General features: G+C 66.2%; 14 protein-coding genes. 2 read left to right on the forward strand and 12 right to left on the reverse strand.

Annotated features, from left to right (window positions below; translation table 11 throughout):
- Window positions 1-6 precede the first annotated feature (6 nt).
- Entirely contained in the window at window positions 7-789 is a 783-nt protein-coding gene (locus MUG94_RS10145) for a GNAT family N-acetyltransferase (protein WP_227907600.1), read from the forward strand.
- Between the two features lie 53 nt (window positions 790-842).
- On the opposite strand, the gene pdxS is transcribed toward MUG94_RS10145, so the two are convergent.
- The 11 genes from pdxS to MUG94_RS10200 all read right to left on the reverse strand — a co-directional run bounded on the left by pdxS (window position 843) and on the right by MUG94_RS10200 (window position 16,085).
- Window positions 843-1,742 (reverse strand): pyridoxal 5'-phosphate synthase lyase subunit PdxS, encoded by a 900-nt coding sequence (gene pdxS / locus MUG94_RS10150; RefSeq protein WP_227907923.1) that lies wholly within the window; start codon window positions 1,740-1,742, stop codon window positions 843-845.
- Between the two features lie 196 nt (window positions 1,743-1,938).
- Window positions 1,939-2,553: a phosphatidylinositol phosphate synthase gene (gene pgsA, locus MUG94_RS10155; RefSeq protein WP_227907599.1), complete on the reverse strand. Its 615-nt coding sequence runs from the start codon at window positions 2,551-2,553 to the stop codon at window positions 1,939-1,941.
- A gap of 3 nt (window positions 2,554-2,556) precedes the next feature.
- Entirely contained in the window at window positions 2,557-3,168 is a 612-nt protein-coding gene (locus MUG94_RS10160; RefSeq protein ID WP_227890044.1) for an HIT family protein, read from the reverse strand.
- A gap of 22 nt (window positions 3,169-3,190) precedes the next feature.
- Window positions 3,191-5,203, reverse strand: coding sequence for a threonine--tRNA ligase (gene thrS, locus MUG94_RS10165; protein ID WP_227907598.1), 2,013 nt, complete (start codon window positions 5,201-5,203; stop codon window positions 3,191-3,193).
- A gap of 78 nt (window positions 5,204-5,281) precedes the next feature.
- Window positions 5,282-8,785: a DNA polymerase III subunit alpha gene (locus MUG94_RS10170; protein WP_227907597.1), complete on the reverse strand. Its 3,504-nt coding sequence runs from the start codon at window positions 8,783-8,785 to the stop codon at window positions 5,282-5,284.
- Window positions 8,786-8,797: 12 nt separating this feature from the next.
- On the reverse strand, window positions 8,798-9,109 hold the full coding sequence (locus MUG94_RS10175) for a DUF6504 family protein (RefSeq protein ID WP_227890047.1): 312 nt from the start codon (window positions 9,107-9,109) through the stop codon (window positions 8,798-8,800).
- 170 nt (window positions 9,110-9,279) lie between these two features.
- The gene (locus tag MUG94_RS10180) at window positions 9,280-10,845 is read right to left on the reverse strand and encodes an MDR family MFS transporter (RefSeq protein ID WP_227907596.1); all 1,566 of its coding nucleotides are present in this window, start codon (window positions 10,843-10,845) and stop codon (window positions 9,280-9,282) included.
- Between the two features lie 42 nt (window positions 10,846-10,887).
- Entirely contained in the window at window positions 10,888-12,615 is a 1,728-nt protein-coding gene (locus MUG94_RS10185; protein ID WP_227907595.1) for an MDR family MFS transporter, read from the reverse strand.
- A gap of 172 nt (window positions 12,616-12,787) precedes the next feature.
- The gene (locus MUG94_RS10190) at window positions 12,788-13,351 is read right to left on the reverse strand and encodes a DUF2087 domain-containing protein (RefSeq protein WP_227890050.1); all 564 of its coding nucleotides are present in this window, start codon (window positions 13,349-13,351) and stop codon (window positions 12,788-12,790) included.
- A 78-nt stretch (window positions 13,352-13,429) separates the two neighbouring features.
- Window positions 13,430-13,771 carry a chorismate mutase gene (locus MUG94_RS10195; protein WP_227907594.1) on the reverse strand — a complete coding sequence of 114 codons (342 nt, stop codon included), beginning with the start codon at window positions 13,769-13,771 and terminating at the stop codon, window positions 13,430-13,432.
- Between the two features lie 4 nt (window positions 13,772-13,775).
- A complete protein-coding gene (locus MUG94_RS10200; RefSeq protein ID WP_432418085.1) occupies window positions 13,776-16,085 on the reverse strand; it encodes an MMPL family transporter in 2,310 nt (769 codons plus the stop codon).
- 136 nt (window positions 16,086-16,221) lie between these two features.
- On the opposite strand from MUG94_RS10200, the gene MUG94_RS10205 reads away from it, so the two are divergent.
- Window positions 16,222-16,722 carry a VOC family protein gene (locus MUG94_RS10205; protein ID WP_227890052.1) on the forward strand — a complete coding sequence of 167 codons (501 nt, stop codon included), beginning with the start codon at window positions 16,222-16,224 and terminating at the stop codon, window positions 16,720-16,722.
- Here the strand turns inward: MUG94_RS10205 and MUG94_RS10210 are convergent.
- Complete coding sequence (locus MUG94_RS10210; protein ID WP_227907592.1) at window positions 16,719-17,531, reverse strand: SOS response-associated peptidase; 813 nt, start codon at window positions 17,529-17,531, stop codon at window positions 16,719-16,721. The two genes, MUG94_RS10205 and MUG94_RS10210, sit on opposite strands and share 4 nt — an antisense overlap.
- Between the last annotated feature and the right edge of the window lie 47 nt (window positions 17,532-17,578).

A 17,578-nucleotide genomic window follows, 5' to 3' on the forward strand; every position in this document is an offset into this window, starting at 1 on the left:
TCCGCAATGGTCACCATTGCCGCCTGCCAGGAGCTCCATCAGGACTGGCTGAAAAACCTGGCCGGCGCCACCGGCGGCCGCACCTTCTCCACGCATGAGTCGGACTGGGTGTGGCTGCCGGCGCGGCGGCAACTGGTGCTGCTGTATCCGCAGCGGATTTCACCCGCCGGCATCCGCCCGGGGCTCGCCGAGGGCATGCGGCTCGGCGCGCAGAGCGTGTCCGTGTGGATGAACAACGCAGCAAGCTACGCACCCCTGGAGGCCTTCGGTTTCCGCCGGGGACCGCAGCCGTTGTGGATGAGCGCCCCCGTGACGGCACCGCAGCAGTACAGCGCGGCCGCGGCGGCCATCGACCCGGATCCGCCGGAGGTCACCGGGCCCGACGCCGAGGAACTCGCCGCCGGCCGTGCCCACCCTCGCAGTGCGTGGCACCTGACCACACGGGGCGACGGGAAGCTGACCGGGCGGGCCTGGGTGTACGACCCGTCCGTCGCCGCGCGGCCGCCCCACGCACCGGATCCAATTTCCGGCAGGCCCGGAATTCCCGCGGCTCCGGCACGGAAACCCCGAAAGGGGTCCCTGGCCGGAATTTTCGGGTTGTCCGTTGGACCTTCCAGCCGGCGCAGGGGTTACGGAACAGCGCTGCTGAGCCGCGCTGCCGCAGTGGCAGCCGCTGCCGGCGCGGACCGGCTTGCCATCAACGCCGCACCCGCCGGCTCCGAGCTTTGCGCGGCCCGCGGCTTCGAACTGATTGGCCGCGGACAATATCTGTTCCTGGACCTGCGTTAAGTGAACGCCTGGCGGGGCTTCCCGCCCGGCCAGGCGTTCACCTCATAAGCCGGTTACCAGCCGCGTTCGGCCAGCCGGTGCGGCTGCGGGATCTCGTCCACGTTGATGCCCACCATGGCCTCCCCCAGTCCGCGCGATGCCTTGGCGACTTCATCGGCGTCGTCAAAGAAGGTGGTGGCCTTGACGATCGCCGCCGCACGCTGGGCGGGGTTGCCGGATTTGAAGATGCCCGAGCCCACAAACACGCCGTCCGCGCCGAGCTGCATCATCATGGCAGCATCAGCGGGTGTGGCGATGCCGCCGGCTGTGAACAGCACCACCGGAAGCTTGCCGGCCGCAGCCACCTCTTTGACGAGCTCATAGGGTGCCTGCAGCTCCTTGGCGGCGACGTACAGTTCATCTTCGGGCAACGAGGACAGCCGGGCCACCTCGGAGCGGATGGCGCGCATGTGCATGGTGGCATTGGAAACGTCGCCCGTGCCCGCTTCGCCCTTGGACCGGATCATGGCCGCGCCTTCGTTGATGCGCCGCAGTGCTTCGCCCAGGTTCGTTGCGCCGCAGACAAAGGGAACAGTGAACTTCCACTTGTCGATGTGGTTGGCATAATCGGCCGGGGTCAGGACCTCGGATTCGTCAATGTAGTCAACGCCGAGTGACTGCAGGACCTGTGCCTCGACAAAATGTCCGATGCGGGCCTTGGCCATGACCGGAATGGAGACGGTGTCGATGATGCTGTCGATCATGTCCGGATCACTCATCCGGGAAACACCGCCCTGGGCGCGGATGTCCGCCGGCACACGCTCAAGCGCCATGACGGCCACGGCTCCGGCGTCCTCGGCAATGCGTGCCTGCTCAGCAGTGACCACATCCATGATCACCCCGCCCTTGAGCATTTCGGCGATGCCGCGCTTGACCCGGCTGCTGCCGGTGACCGGAGACAGGGAACCGGACATGGAAACAGGCACGGACGTGCCCTGGGGCTCTGGAATGTTCATGGAATTTCTCACCTTCGCGGGGAAACCGATGCAGCGTTCGCTGTTGGCTCCAGCCTAGGCGTTCAACGTCCTGTTAAACAGGCGGCCCGCCGCCGGATTGCTTCCGGTGACGGGCCGCTGGGAATTGGCTGTATTGCTGAGGACGATGCTGTGGCTAACGGGCCTTCGGCAGTGCCTGCCGCCGGACCGCGAGCATCCGCTGCGCAATGGTGACGCAGCTGGCCGCGCACAGGAGCACCAGGACCACCAGCAGCAGAATCTCGGGGACTCCCAGGCCCACCAGTCCGGTGGCCACCAGCAGGGAGACGAGGCGTTCTGCACGTTCGGCAATGCCAACGTTGGCGTTGAATCCCAGTGACTCCGCTTTGGCCCGAATGTAGGAAACCAGCATGCCCAGCACCAGCGCAATGATGGCGGAGATGCCGATGGCGTCGTTGTTGCCGCCGGTGAAGAACCAGATGCTGACGCCGGCAAACAGGGCGCCGTCGGCGAAGCGGTCCAGGGTTGAGTCCAGGAAACCGCCCCATTTTCCGGTCCGTGCCTGCTGGCGGGCCATGATGCCGTCAATGACGTCCGAGAAGATGAACGCGGTGATGAACAGGGTTCCCCAGAACAACTGTCCCAGCGGGTAGAACACCAGCCCGCCGATCATCACGCCCAGCGTCCCGGCAATGGTGACCATGTCCGGGGTGATCCCGCGGCGCAGCAGCCAGCTGGCCAGCGGGGTGAAAACGGCAGTGAAGAATCCCCGCGCGTATTTGTTCAGCACGGGTCAGTCCTCGCTGTCCTGGCCGGAGCCGTTTTCCGGCCAGGCATCGGCCACCTGCTGCCGGACATCGCCCAGGGTCTGGGTGATGGCCTTCGTCTGCGCGATGATCGGCAGGAAGTTTCCATCCCCGCCCCAGCGCGGCACAATGTGCTGGTGCAGGTGGGCGGCAATTCCCGCTCCCCCGGTCACGCCCTGGTTCATGCCCAGGTTGAAGCCGCTGGGATTGGAGACCTTGCGCAGCACCCGCATGGCGGTCTGCGTCAGGGAAGCAATCTCGGCTGTTTCCCGCTCGTCAATGTCCGTGTAGTCCGGCACGTGCCGGTACGGGCAGACAAGCAGGTGCCCGGCGTTGTACGGAAACAAATTCAGGATGACAAAGGCGTACTTGCCGCGGTGGACAATCAGCGATTCCTCGTCGGAACGGCCCGGTGCGGCGCAGAACGGGCAGTTGTGCTCCGAAGAAACCTGCTCCTGCCCACCCTTGATGTACGCCAGGCGGTGCGGGGTCCACAGGCGTGCAAATGAATCCGGCACGCCCGCAAGCTCGAATGAGTCGGTGACTGCGGCATCCCCGGGATAGGGACTGCCGCCGTCGTCCTGGCTGCTGTTTTCCATCTGCACTCCTGCCTCGGCCGCCTTACTTGTCCCGGTTCCGGACGGCTTCGACAATCCGCTTGACGGCCTCTTCCACGGGCACGCCGTTGTCCTGGCTGCCGTCGCGGAAGCGGAAGGAAACAGCACCGGCATCGGCGTCGTCGCCGCCGGCAATCAGGACAAACGGAATCTTGTCCTTGGACGCGGTGCGGATCTTCTTCGGGAAGCGGTCGGTTCCGGTGTCCACCTGGGCGCGGATGCCGGCGGCCTTGAGCTTGTCGACGACGTCGAACATGTAGTCGTTGAACGCCTCGGCCACGGGGATGCCAACCACCTGAACCGGTGCCAGCCAGGCCGGGAACGCGCCGGCGTAGTGCTCGGTCAGCACTGCCATGAAGCGTTCCACGGAGCCGAACAGCGCACGGTGGATCATGACCGGACGCTGGCGGGTGCCGTCGGCGGCCTGGTACTCGAGCTCGAAGCGCTCGGGCAGGTTGAAGTCCAGCTGGATGGTGGACATCTGCCAGGTGCGGCCGATGGCGTCGCGGGCCTGGACGGAGATCTTGGGGCCGTAGAACGCGGCGCCGCCCGGATCCGGGACCAGGTCCAGGCCGGACTCTTCGGCAACCTCGGCCAGGGTGCGGGTGGCTTCCTCCCACACGTCGTCGGAGCCGACGTACTTCTCCGGGTCCTTGGTGGACAGTTCCAGGTAGAAGTCATCCAGGCCGTAGTCCTTGAGCAGGTCCAAGACGAACTTCAGCGTGGTGGTCAGCTCGTCCTTCATCTGGTCGCGGGTGCAGTAGATGTGGGCGTCGTCCTGGGTCATGCCGCGCACGCGCGTCAGGCCGTGGATAACGCCGGACTTTTCGTACCGGTACACGGAGCCGAATTCGAAGAGCCGCAGCGGCAGTTCACGGTAGGACCGTCCGCGGGAGCGGAAGATCAGGTTGTGCATGGGGCAGTTCATCGGCTTCAGGTAGTAGTCCTGGCCGGGCTTGGTGACCTCGCCGGTTTCCGGGTCGGTGATCTCATCCACGTGCATGGGAGGGAACATGCCGTCGCGGTACCAGTCCAGGTGGCCGGAAACCTCGTACAGGTGGCCCTTGGTGATGTGCGGGGTGTAGACGAACTCGTAGCCGGCTTCGGTGTGGCGCTGGCGGGAGTAGTCCTCCATGGCCTTGCGGATGATGCCGCCCTTGGGGTGGAACACCGGCAGGCCCGAGCCCAGCTCGTCCGGGAAGGAGAACAGGTCCAGCTCGGTGCCCAGCTTGCGGTGGTCGCGGCGCTCGGCCTCGGCCAGGCGTTCCTGGTAGGCCTTCAGGGCGTCCTTGGTGGGCCAGGCGGTGCCGTAGATGCGCTGCAGCTGCTGGTTCTTCTGGTCGCCCAGCCAGTAGGCGGCGGAGGAACGGGTCAGCGCAAAGGCGTTGGAGATCAGTTTGGTGTTGGGCAGGTGCGGGCCGCGGCACAGATCACACCACACGACGTCGCCGGATTTGCGGTCCACGTTGTCGTAGATGGTGATTTCGCCGGCGCCGACCTCGATGTTCGCGCCCTCGCCGGCTTCGTCGGCGCCGTCCTTCTTGCCCAGGAGTTCCAGCTTGTACGGCTCGTTGGCCATGGCTTCGCGGGCTTCTTCTTCGGTGACCACGCGGCGCGCAAACTTCTGGTTCGAGTTGATGATCTTCTGCATCATCTTCTCGAGGGTCTTCAGGTCCTCCGGGGTGAACGGCTCGGCGACGTCGAAGTCGAAGTAGAAGCCGTCCTTGATGTACGGGCCGATGCCGAGCTTGGCATCCGGGCGCAGCTGCTGCACGGCCTGGGCCATCACGTGGGCGGTGGAGTGCCGCAGTACGTTGAGGCCGTCTTCGGAATCGATGGTCACGGCTTCAATGGCCTGGCCGGGGGCCAGCTCGGTGTCCAGGTCCTTCAGGACACCGTCCACGCGCATCACGACAACGTCGCGGCGGTCGAAGAACAGCTGTGCACCTGTGGTGCCAGTATCCACCGTGGTCTCCTCGTCGTTGACGATGAGGGTGAACTTCTCTGGCACTGACACGGTTGTCTCCTAGATTTCGTTGTATGGCGTCTGCGGCACGGCCTGGACACGGCCGGCTCTTTCTGCGCCCCTTTGATGTTATCCGCTGGAGTTGGGCCCTACCAACCTGCCGCGCTGGGGACGGGGCAGCGGAAGCGAGGCAGTGTCCGCCAGGTTCCATGCTTCCAGGGCCTGCAGGCTCATGCCGCGCTCCCCTGTGCGGCGGGTCAGCCCCCGGATCAGCATCAGCTCGGTGCCGAAAAGCAGCGGACCGGTTTTCTCCTGCGCCTCGGTGAAGAAGGTGCAGTCCACGCACCCGGTGCCGTCGTCGAGGCTGATGAACACCACCCGGCGGCCGCCGCGCATGGGCGGCGTTTGGGTGGCCACGCGGATGCCGGCCACGAGAACTTCTGAGCCGTTGCGCAGCCCGATCAGATCGCGGGCCTTGGTGACGCCCAGTTCTGCCAGCAGCGGGCCGTAGCTGTCGATCAGGTGGGCGCTGACGTCCACGGACAGCAGGTCCAGTTCCGTGCGCACCTTCTCGCGCAGCGTGGGTTCAGGCAGTTCCGGCCGAAGGTTCTCCAGCTCGGTGTCCCCCAGCGGCAGCGCCAGCTGTCCCGGAATGGGGTCATATTTCCGCGGGGCCGGGCGCGGCGGCGCCGTGTCCAGATGGTGCAGCAGGTCAGCCCGGGAGGCACCGGTTCCGGCTTCCCGGGCCAGCGAGTCGAAAGCTCCCAGCGAGGCCAGGCGCATCAGTGTGGCCCGCCCCACCCTGGCGCGGGCGCGCAGGTCGGCCAGGGAATCGTAGGGCTGGCCGGCGGTGATGCGCCGCAGCTCAGCCGCCGACAATCCGTAGATCCCGGCCAGGCTGAGCCGAATGCCCAGTTTTTCCTGCCGGGCCGGATGCCCGGGAGTTGCCGGAACCGCCGGCACCCGTTCCACCCGGTACTGCGCACCGCTGCGGTTGATGTCCAGCGGCAGGATGGGGATCCCCATCCGCCGGGCCTCGGCCACCAGCAGCCGGCGCGGATACATGCCCGGATCGTGTTCGAAGATCCCGGCCAGGAACGCTTCGGGGTGGTGGGTCTTCAGCCAGGCGGACTGATAAGTGGGCACTGCAAAGGCTGCCCCGTGGGCCTTGCAGAAACCAAAGCTGCCAAAAGCCTTCAGCGTTCCCCAGACCTTGTCGATGACTTCGGAGCCGTATCCGCGCTTGCCGGCCTCGGTGCGGAAGAAGTCCTCCACTGACGGTTCGGCATCTTCGTTGCCCAGCAGCCGGCGCAGCTCGTCGGCCTTGGCCAGTCCGCAGCCGGTAAACACGTCAAAGGTGCGCAGCACCTGCTCATGAAACACCGTCACCCCGTGCGTTTCCGCCAGGACCGGCCGCAGGGCTTCGTGCGGATACACCTCCGGAGACCAGCCGTGCCGGTGCTCCAGGAACGGGCGCACCATGTCGGATTTCATGGGTCCGGGCCGGAACAGCGAAATGTCGATGATCAGGTCGTTGAACTCCCGCGGGGCCAACTTACCGATCAGTTCCCGCTGGCCCGGGGATTCGATCTGGAAGCATCCCAGCGTATAGGTGCTGCAGATCAGGTCATACGTGGCCGGGTCGTCCAGGGGCACGGCGTCAAGGTCGATGGAGCCGTCCGCCAGCACATAGTCGGGACCCCGCCCCGCAGGCCCGGCGGGGTGTGCGCCGGCACGGACGGTGTCCTCCTTGGTGGGATGCAGTCTGTGCACTTCCTGCAGCGCGTAGGCCATGGCGCTTTGCATCCGCACCCCCAGCACGTCGAGTTTGAGCATGCCCATGGGATCCATGTCGTGTTTGTCGAACTGGGACATGGGCAGGCCCAGGCCGGAGGGCTGCACCGGTGTGCGGTCCAGCAGCGAGGTGTCCCCCAGGATCACGCCGCACGGGTGCATGGAGATGTGCCGGGGCAGCCGGTCCAGGCGTTCGGTCAGGTCCACCAGCAAATCCAGCTGCCGGTTGCCCTCGACCCGTTCGGCGATGTCCCGCAGCTCGGGCTTTTCCGCGAGCGCTTCACGGAACTTGCGGGCGGAGAAGCGCCACAGCTGTTTGGCCACGGCTCCGATGTCCTCTTCGGCCAGGCCAAGGGCCATGCCGGCGTCGCGCACCGCTCCGCGCGCCCGGTAACCGTTCTGCATGCTCATCAGGGTGACCCGTTCGGCCCCGAATCGTTCAAAGATGCGGTGGTAGACGTTGTGCCGCTGCGCGCTTTCAACGTCGATGTCGATGTCCGGGAGGGTGGAACGGTCCCGGGACAGGAACCGCTCAAAAATCAGGTCATGGGCCAGCGGGTTCACGTGGCTGATGCCCAGCAGATAGTTCACCAGGGAGGAGGCTCCCGAGCCCCGGGCTGCGGCACGCACGCCCATCCCGGTGATCATGGCGGAGACTTCTGCGACGGTCAGGAAGTAGGAGGCAAACCCCAGCCGTTCAATGATGCCCAGTTCATGGGCCAGCCGGTTGCGCAGGCGCGCTTCGGCTGCAGAGTCCTGTGCGGGGAAGCGGCGGCCGATGCCGGCTTCGCAGCGGCTCACCAGCTCAGCCATGGGTGCGGTGTTGATGCCGATCACGGAGGCCTCCGGAACCACCGGCTGCTTCCATCCCATGTCAGAGACGGGGTCCATCCGGCAGTCATCGGCGAGCGCCTCGGTGTCCCGGAGCATCCGGGCGGCCCCGGCAGCTCCGTAGCCGGCCTCGGCGCTGATTTCGCGGGCCAGGGCCTTCATCTGCGCTGCGCTCTTCAGCCAGCCCTGTCCGTTGGGCTGCAGGTCCGGCAGCCGGGCCATGGAGGTCAGCGCCCGGGCCGCGTCCAGGACGTCGGCGGTGGCGGCGCCGTCGGCATCCACGTAACGCACGGCATTGGTGAGGATGGCCGGCATCTGCATTTCATCCGCCAGCCGGAACATGCGCACGGCGTGGGCCAGGCTGAGGTTGGTCCCCGGGGCGCTGAGGTGGGCCACCACCTCGACGGCGAGCGCTTCACGGGGCAGGAGAGCCTGCCAGCGGCGAAAAAGCGTACGGGCGACGGCGTAGCTGCGGCTGCGCATGGCGGTGCCGACGTCGGAATGGGGACCCACCAGCACGGTCAGGACCGGTTCGCTGCCGGTGTCCCCACTGCTGCCGCCGCCGTCTCCATCCCCGCCGCTCCCTTTGCCGCCGTCGCCCGCTGCCCGCGAGGCCAGCTGCGCCATGGTCACTCCCACCGGTTTGCTGTCCTTGCGTGCCGCTGACGCGGAGGTGCCGGCGTGCGCATCGGAAATCAGCCGGCACAGCGCCCGGTAGCCGGCTCCGTGCCGCCGGCCGCGGGCCAGCACCACAACCCTGCCGGTGACCGGCTGGACGCCGTTGTCCTCCGGCTCCCCCAGCACTGCCAGATCCACCCCCACGATCGGATCAATGCCGGCGTCCATGCAGGCGCGCAGGTGCTTGACCGTTCCGTACAGTCCGTCCCGGTCGGTGCAGGCGAGCGCGTCGGCGCCGTCAGCTGCGGCAGCCTGTGCCATGTCCTCCGGCCAGGACACTCCGTAGTGCGCGCTGAAGGCTGTGGCTGCATGCAGATGGGTAAAGCTCATGTCGGGAGGTTCCTAGGCGCTTTCCCGCAGGGCGTCATGGATGCGGATCAGGCGCCAGCGGTCGGAACTGATGTCATGCGAAAGATCCAGCGTGCGCAGCGGCGAGCGGGGGGTGAGCCGTGCCTGGACACGCCAGATCTCCGAGTCCACCAGTCCGGGGCCGCGCCCGCGTTCCGCCCGGGCCTCTTCATCCCACCAGTTCCGGCGCTCGTACCAGCGCACGGGATCCGCTGCCACCTTGTAGGTGTGACCGCCGTGAACAAGCCGCAGCGGCTGGCCCGCAGGCGAGCACACCACCTCTATCGCTTCACTGAAAACACCCATTTCAGTTTTCCTCTCCGCCGCACAGGCCTGCCCCGCACCCGCACCGGCCGCAGCGGCCAAAATCGGTTGGTGGACGTCAACACGTTAGAACATATGTTCGAACAGCTTCCAGTGTACGGCCAGCCTCCGACAAAAGGCACCTCCCTCCCGGGCTGTCTGCCCGGGACTGCTCACACTTCTTCCTCCGCTTCCGTCCGTACCGCTGTGGACAGCGGCGTTTCCTTGATAAACAGGCACAGCACCAGCGCTGCCGCCACCACCGGCACGCTCAGCAGGAAGATCGGCGGCAGGGCATGGCCGAACGCCGAGGCCACGAAATCCTGCACCGGCGCAGGCAGTCCGCGCAGCATCGCAGGGCTCAGGGAATTGATGTCACCGCCGAGGGCCTCCCCTGCCCCTCCCGGACCTGCCGGCGACGCGGCCATCTCGTTGCCCAGCCGGTGGATGAAGATCGAGCCGAACAGTGCGATGCCAAACGATGCCCCGATCTGGCGGAAATAGTTCGCCGCGGAGATCGCCGCGCCCATGTCCCGGCCCGGCACGCTGTTCTGCACAATGAGCACCAGGTTCTGCATCAGCATGCCGATCCCCAGACCCATCACCAGCATGCCGAGAGCCGTGAAGCTGTACGGCGTCGTATCGGAAATCCGGGACAGGAGCACCAGCCCCGCAATGATCACCGCGCAGCCCAGGATGGGATAGATCTTGTACTTCCCGGTCCGGGAGATCAGCTGTCCAGAGCCGATTGAGGTCAGCAGCAGCCCGCCCATCATCGGCAGCATCATTAGTCCGGATTGGGTGGCAGTGGCGCGGTTGACCATCTGCAGGAAGGTGGGCAGGTAGGAGATGGTGGAGAACATGGCGATGCCAACGGAAATGCCCACCAGCACGGGCACGGTGAAGTTCCGGTTGCGGAACAGGCCCAGCGGCATGATCGGCTCCGGGGCGTTCAGTTCCACCCGCACAAATGCCGCACCCGCAGCCAGGGTCAATGCGGCCAGGGCCAGGATCTGCGGACTTGACCAGGCATAGGTGGTGCCCGCCCACGTGGTGAGCATGATCAGGGCGGCGCTCGCAACGGCCAGCAAAACGGCACCGGCATAGTCCAGCCGTGGGCGAGCACCGTGGGGCTTGGCCAGGTGCAGGGAGGTGACGACGACGGCGAGCGCCACCGCCCCGATGGGCAGATTGATGTAGAAGACCCACCGCCAGGACCAGGCATCGGTGATCCAGCCGCCCAGCAGCGGCCCGCACACAGAGGCAAGTCCAAAGGCTGCTCCGATCAGTCCCATGTACTTGCCGCGCTCACGCGGAGAGACGAGGTCTCCCAGGATGGCCTGGGCCCCGATCATCAGTCCGCCGCCGCCCAGGCCCTGGAGGGCGCGAAAACCGATCAGCTGACCCATGTTCTGCGCCAGTCCGGAGAGCACGGACCCGATCAGGAACACCACGATGGCAAAGAGGAAGATGCTCTTGCGGCCAAACAGGTCGCCGAGTTTTCCGTAGATCGGCAGACCGATGGTTGCGGCCAGGATGTAGGCGGTAACCACCCAGGACAGGTGTTCCAGCCCGTTGAGGTCACCCACGATGGTGGGCAGGGCGGTGGCCACGATGGTCTGGTCCAGGGCTGCCAGCAGCACGGAGAGCACCAGCCCGGTGAACACCAGGGCCAGGTTCGGTGTTGGCGCTGCCGCCGTGCCTGCCGCAATACGTGGTGAAAGTGCTTTATGGGACATGTGGAGCGGCCTCCTGGCCGTGCTGCCGTTGCTGATCGATGCCTACGGGGTTGTGGTTTCCTGCTCCGCGTCTCCGAGGCGCACCCTGGCGGTCTCGGACAGCGGAGTCTGCTTGATGAACAGGGTCATGATCAGGCCGGCGCCCAGCGCCGGAATACCGAGCAGGAAAATCGGCGGCAGGGCATCCCCGAAGGCCTGGGCAATGAAGTCCCGCACCGGCTCAGGCAGCATCTTCAATTCAGACGGACTGATCGAGTTCACTCCGTTGCGCAGCACTCCGGAGGCCTCCGGCGGTGCGTCGGCCACCTGGTCGTTCAGGCGCTTGATAAAGAAGGAACCGAACACGGCAATTCCCAGCGATCCGCCCATCTGCCGGAAATAGTTGGCGGAGGAGACGCCGGTGCCCATGTCCTTGGAGGGAACGCTGTTCTGCACAATCAGCACCAGGTTCTGCATCAGTGCTCCGATGCCCAGGCCCAGCACAAACATGCCCAGCGCTGTGAACCAGTAGGGCGTGGTGTTGGAGATCCGGGAGAGCAGCAGCAGCCCAACAATCATCACGGCCGCGCCGAATATGGGGTAGATCTTGTACTTGCCGGTGCGGGAAATCAGCTGCCCCGTGCCGATCGAGGTGATCAGCAGGCCGGCGGTCATCGGCAGCATCATCAGTCCGGACATGGTGGCGGAAGCGTCGTTGACCATCTGCAGGAAGGTGGGCAGGTAGGAGATGCTGCCGAACATCGCCAGCCCAACGGACAGGCCCACCAGGGTGCAGACCAAGAAGTTGCGGTTGCGGAACAGCCGCAGCGGCAACATCGGTTCGGCGGCGCGCAGCTCCACCGGAATGAAAACGGCAATGCCGACGGCGGCCGCGGCTCCCAGCCCCAGGATGGTCGGGGACGTCCAGGCATAGGTGGTTCCGCCCCAGCTGGTGAGCATCACCAGCGCGGCGCTGACGAGCGCCAGCAGAGCCGCGCCTGCGTAGTCCAGCGGCGGCCGCGGTCCTGAGCGTGCCGGCAGATGCAGTGACGTGATGATGACGGCCAGTGCAAGGATGCCCAGGGGAAGGTTGATGTAGAAGACCCACCGCCAGGACCAGTATTCGGTCAGATAGCCGCCCAGCAGCGGCCCGCTCACGGACGCCAGCCCGAAGGCCGCACCGATCAGCCCCATATACCGGCCGCGCTCGCGGGCGGAGACAATGTCGCCGATGATGGCCTGCGCGCCAATGATCAGCCCGCCGCCGCCCACACCCTGGATGGCACGGTAAGTGATCAGCTCGGTCATGCTGTGTGCCTGCCCGGACAGGGCGGAGCCGAGCAGGAAAACGGCAATGGCAAACACAAAAATGTTCTTGCGCCCCAGCAGGTCTCCGAGTTTGCCGTAGATCGGCAGCCCGATGGTGGAGGTCAGCAGGTAAGCGGTGATCACCCAGGACAGATGGTCCAGGCCCTGCAGGTCTCCCACGATGGTGGGCAGCGCCGTGGACACGATGGTCTGGTCCAGTGCGGAAATCAGCACCGCCAGGATCAGGCCGGCAAACACCAGAGAAATTTGCCGCCGCGAGTGCGGTGCGGGAGCGCCGTCGCTGTGCCGGGACGGTGGCTCGCTGCCGCCGCGGCTCCGGGAGGCCGGGTGTGCGGGGGTTGCATTCGGAGCGGCGGTCGGGGAGGTCAGAAGGTGGGACGACGCCGGTGAACCAAGGTCTGTTGCGGCGCGTGCTCCCGGGTGGATGGCTTCTGCGCCGTGGGCGGTGAACTTTGCGGCCATTGACGCTCCTTGGAGGGGTCGTCTTTCGAAATAGTGCCGGACCAGACAGCACTTTCCATTCGACGCCGGAGGTCCTGCCAAGTCAACGGTCTGCGCTGAGAGCGCGCGAAGGCCAACCGCATCCCGCTCGTGCCCATCGGAACGGCACTCACCTGCCTGTTCTTCGGAAACGCTAAGCGAATTCCATGCCGTCCGCCGGGCGCGGAGCCGTGAGCCAGTACCGGGATCCATCCGTGCTGCGGGCCACGATTCCCTCATCCACCAGGTAGCGGCGGACGGCGGCGGGATCCGTGGAATAGCTGCCCAGGCGGCCGGTGATTTCGCGTTCCGTCAGGGCCGGAACCTCTCCCGGAGCTGCCGGGGCGGATTCGAAGATGTGCCCTGCAACGTAGTGGAGCAGTTCCAGCCGGTCGGCCTGCTTTCGGGGATAGGAGGAGATTTTGCCGTTCACCAGGAACCTGCGTGCCGAGGTGTCCGGCGCTTCCCTGCCGCTGGCCAGGAGCCGGGCAAACACTCCGCCCGCAGGCTGGACATCACAGGCACCCGAGGTGACAAGGCCGGCCTTCTGCAATGCGGCCAGTGATTTGCGTTCCTTGGAGTCCATGGCCTGGCCGTCCAGCGGCGTCCCCCGCTCGGCCGCTGTAATGATCCGTGCATACAGCCTCAGCCTGCGCTCGTCGGCGAGCGCAGCGGCGACGGCCCTCCATTGTTCCGGTGCGGCCTCTTCCTGATCCATACCTGACTCCCCCTGGCTGCTGTCCCGGTGCATGGCATCTATGACGTGTGAGTACCGTACCCCACACCGGCAGATCGACTAGCTGCGCGAGAAGGCATCCAGTTTGGCCTGGGTCTCGGCGTCGTGGCGCACTTTCAGCTCATAGTCCATGAACGCGTCGATCATGGCCCGGTAGGTGGCCTCCACCACAGTGGGGTCACCGTCCTGGGCTTCGGCGGTGGCCCGCACATGTTCCAGGACTTCCTCGACGCGCCCGGGGGCTTTGACTTCGGCGTCGTTGTCCTTCAGGGGACCGGCCAGGCGCACGAGCCGCTCCCGGCGCCAGATCAGCGCCACAATTTCTTCATCGATTTCGTCGATGGCGGTGCGGATATCGTCCAGCTGGGAGGTCATGGATCGTTGATGATCGGGGCTTTCCATGGCTTCAGCCTATCGGGCCGCGGCCTCCGGCGTCTCCGGCTGCCATGGGTCCGGACCCCGTATGGCCGGAAAATGCTTCCCGGTCCTGCCCCGGTGCCGGCCGGGAGAGCCTGGAAGGCCACCAGATCCTGCGCCCAATGTCATAGGACAGGGCTGGCACCAGCAGCGAGCGCACCACCAGCGTGTCGAGCAGGACACCAAAGGCCACAATGAAGGCCAACTGCGCCAGGAACAAAACGGGGATCACGCCCAGCGCCGCGAAGGTGGCTGCAAGGACAATCCCGGCGCTGGTGATAACGCTGCCGGTGATCATCAGCCCGCGGACCACCCCCTCCCGGGTGCCGTGCAGCTTGCTCTCCTCCCGGACACGGGTCATGAGGAAGATGTTGTAGTCAACGCCCAGGGCCACCAGGAAGATGAAGCCGAACAGCGGAACGGCCGGATCCGCCCCGGGGAAACGGAAGACGTGGTTGAACATCAGTGCCGAGACGCCCATGGTTGCTCCGAAGGACAGCAGCACGGTAAGGATCAGCAGGAACGGAGCCAGCAGTGCCCGCAGCAGCAGCATCAACAGGAACAGGATCACCACCAGCACCACCGGAATGATCAGGTTTCGGTCATGGGCGGCCGCCGCATTGGTGTCGATGGTGGTGGCCGTCACTCCGCCGATGAGGACATCCCCAATCCCGGCCACCTTATCCCTCATGGCGGTTACCGCCTGTTCAGCGGCGTCGGACTCTGCCGCATCCTTCAGCGTGGCCTCCAACAGGACTTTTCCGTCCACTACCCTCGGCGCACCGGATGTTCCCGGCACCGGCGAGGCCTGCACGCCGTCAGCCGTTACGGGCAGGGTGCCTGCAGGAGTTCCCGTAGCGTTCACGGCCAGGGCGTCCACGCCGGGAACGGAGAGGACTTCCCGGGCAACGGCATCCACTTTCCCTTCGGGGGCGATAATCAGCGCGGGGCTGCCGGAGCCGGAGGGAAAGTGCTCGCCCAGTACCTGTTGGCCTTCCTTGGTGGCTGTCTGCCCCAGCACGAAATCGCTCTGCGGCACCCCCGAGGCCCGCAACTGCAGCAAGCCGGCCGCCGCAACCAGGAGCACAAGGGTGGGTATCACCCAGAGCCGGCGTGGATGCGCCTTGATCGCCCGGGCCACCCGGGGCCAGATCCCCTTGGCGGAGTTCCCGTCCCGGTCCGGATGCTCGGAACCGAACTTCGGCCGGCGCGGCCAGAAGGCCGCCCTCCCGGTCAGCATCAGCAGTGCCGGCAGCAGCGTCATCGCTGCCAGGAAGGCAAACCCGATGCCGATCGCAGCCACCGGCCCCAGTGCCTTGTTGGAGTTCAGATCGCTGAGCAGCAGGCAGAGCAGGCCGGCCGTCACCGTGGCGGCCGAGGCCAGGACCGGCTCGAAGGTTCCCTTCAGTGCTGCCTTGGTGGCGTCCCACCGGCCCTCATGGTCCCGCAGGGATTCCCGGTACCGCGAGACGTACAGCAGCGAATAGTCAGTTGCGGCGCCGATGCCCAGGATAAAGAGGATTCCCTGCACCTGGCCGTTCAGGGTGAGCGTTCCCGCTTTGGCGAGGTAATAGACCACAAGGATGGCTGCCGACAGGGCAAAGATGGAGGTCAGCAGGACCAGGAACGGCAGCAGAGGGGAACGGTAGACCACCACCAGGATCACCAGCACCGCCAGTGCCGCCACCAGCACCAGCGATGTGTCGATGCCGCCGAAGGCTTCGGTGATGTCCGCCAGCTGTCCGGCCGGTCCGGTGACGTAACTGTCCAGTCCCGGCGGGACGCCTTCACCCACCGCTTTGGTGAGATCCTCAACGGTGCCCGTGGCGCTGTCATCGTCCTGCACCGGCACAAAGATTTCCGCTGCCTTGCCGTCCGTGGAGAACTGGGGCGGGGAGACTCCGCCGGCCACGCCGCTGATCTTTGAGAGCTCCGTCACCCGATCGGTGACGAAGGTCCGGTCCGCTTCGGTCAGGCCGTCGTTGTTCACATAGACGACGACGGCGGGGATCGCGTCGCTGTCCGTAAATTTCGTCTGCAGCTCCGAAACCTGGGTGGATGCCGAACTGGCAGGCAGATAAGACGCCTGGTTGTTGTCGGCCACTTCACTGATCTTGCCGAAGTAGGGGCCGCCGATCCCGCCCACCGTGAACCAGACGATGATCAGCACCACGGGTATCAGAAAACGGGCCCAGCCTGAGCGGTCCCTGCGCGGTCCGCCGTCGGTCGGCGGATCCCCTCCGGCACCGGCCCGGCGGCTTCCGGCAGGATGACGGGGAGGTGGAGCATTCCGGTCCATACTTCATGACAGCCCCGGCCGGGCGCCGGCGTCAACGCCCCCGCACTGCCGGTGACCCCCAAGACCGCCGAATCCCGCGTAAAACCACGGACGTAAGACATGAACTTTTTTGCCCGGCAATGGCAAGATCAGGAGGGTGAAACCTTCTTTGTCCGTGATCACCGCAGGCGTGCGGGATCTCGAGGTAACCTACGCGTTTTATTCCTCCCGGCTGGGCTGGAAAGCGGTCCAGCACGTCCCTGAAGAAGTCATCTTTTATCAGGTGGGACCCGGACTGCTGCTGGCGTTCTTCCGCCGGGACCATCTGGCCGCCGAAGCCGGCCCCATGGGCGAAGCAGCGGCCGCGCCCATCACGCTGGGCCACAACGTGGGTTCAGCAGCCGAGGTGGACGCCGTCCTGGCCGACGCCGCTGCGGCCGGCGGATTGATCACCGCCCCGGGTACCCAGATGAGCTGGGGCGGCTACTCCGGTTACTTCACTGATCCGGACGGTTACCGCTGGGAAGTGTGCCACAACCCGGGCATGCGCATCGATGCAAACGGTCGCGTCACTCTCGAGGTCAGCGACCCCATAGACACCGACCCGGGGCAGGCGGCTCTGTCCGATCTGACCGGCCAGAACAATCTGACCCGCTAGAAGAGGGCCGGCTCAGTCGCTTCCGGGGCGGGAGCCGCCAACAGTTCCGGCCCGTCGTTGCGGACGTTTCCCACCGCTGGCCCCACTTCGCTCAGCGTCCAGCGTGCCGCCTCGCCGTGGGCACCAGTGACGACCCGGCGTACCAGTGCCGCGGCGTCCGGTGCCGCGGCGTCCGGTGCCGCCGGATCCAGCCATGCCGCCATGTCCTCCCGGTTCAACGGAACCGGAAGGCGATCGTGCAGCTCCCCCAGTTCCGCGAGCACATCCGGCTGCCCGGCGGTGCGGATGTCCACGGGGTCCGGAGCCGCGGTGGTGAGGATGGAGGTCGAGAGCAGCCAGCTGCCCGCCTCGCCCGGAGCCTTGGACGGATCGCGCCACCACTCGTAAAGTCCGGCAAAAAACGTGAGTGCTCCGTCGGCGCGCTGCACATAGCAGGGGCGCTTGGTTTTTCCCGGCCCGGTTTTCCACTCGTAATAACCCTGCACCGGCACCGCACACCGGCGGGAGACGACGGCGTCGCGGAAGGTCGGCTTCTCCAGCACCGTTTCGCTGCGCGCGTTGAAGGCCCGCACCCCGGCCGAAGCGTCCTTCGCCCAGCCCGGCACCAGACCCCACCGCGCCACATGGACCTGGCGGACCCGGCGCCGGCTTCCCTGCGGCCCGGGCACAAACCGTTCCAGCACCACCGGCACGTCCGACGTCGGGGCCACGTTCCAGGACGTGCGCAGCTCCAGATTCGCCTCAGCTTCCGCCTCGGCCTCCGCCACCAGGTCCGCCGTCGTCTTGGCCATTACGTAACGTCCGCACATGCTTCCAGTCTGCCCTGTCCGGCACGCGGCACGGGAACCGGACGGGC

It is taken from the genome of Arthrobacter gengyunqii, assembly GCF_023022985.1.
GTDB lineage: Bacteria > Actinomycetota > Actinomycetes > Actinomycetales > Micrococcaceae > Arthrobacter_B > Arthrobacter_B gengyunqii.

Bases quoted from the DNA above. Each gene is read 5' to 3' on its own strand.
- pdxS (WP_227907923.1), bottom strand. From the start codon at position 1,742: ATGTCCGGTTCCCTGTCTCCGGTCACCGGCAGCAGCCGGGTCAAGCGC.
- MUG94_RS10145 (WP_227907600.1), top strand. From the start codon at position 7: ATGGTCACCATTGCCGCCTGCCAGGAGCTCCATCAGGACTGGCTGAAA.
- MUG94_RS10180 (WP_227907596.1), bottom strand. From the start codon at position 10,845: ATGTCCCATAAAGCACTTTCACCACGTATTGCGGCAGGCACGGCGGCA.
- MUG94_RS10175 (WP_227890047.1), bottom strand. From the start codon at position 9,109: ATGGGTGTTTTCAGTGAAGCGATAGAGGTGGTGTGCTCGCCTGCGGGC.
- MUG94_RS10190 (WP_227890050.1), bottom strand. From the start codon at position 13,351: ATGGATCAGGAAGAGGCCGCACCGGAACAATGGAGGGCCGTCGCCGCT.
- MUG94_RS10210 (WP_227907592.1), bottom strand. From the start codon at position 17,531: ATGTGCGGACGTTACGTAATGGCCAAGACGACGGCGGACCTGGTGGCG.
- MUG94_RS10195 (WP_227907594.1), bottom strand. From the start codon at position 13,771: ATGGAAAGCCCCGATCATCAACGATCCATGACCTCCCAGCTGGACGAT.
- MUG94_RS10170 (WP_227907597.1), bottom strand. From the start codon at position 8,785: ATGAGCTTTACCCATCTGCATGCAGCCACAGCCTTCAGCGCGCACTAC.
- MUG94_RS10160 (WP_227890044.1), bottom strand. From the start codon at position 3,168: ATGGAAAACAGCAGCCAGGACGACGGCGGCAGTCCCTATCCCGGGGAT.
- MUG94_RS10185 (WP_227907595.1), bottom strand. From the start codon at position 12,615: ATGGCCGCAAAGTTCACCGCCCACGGCGCAGAAGCCATCCACCCGGGA.
- MUG94_RS10200 (WP_432418085.1), bottom strand. From the start codon at position 16,085: ATGGACCGGAATGCTCCACCTCCCCGTCATCCTGCCGGAAGCCGCCGG.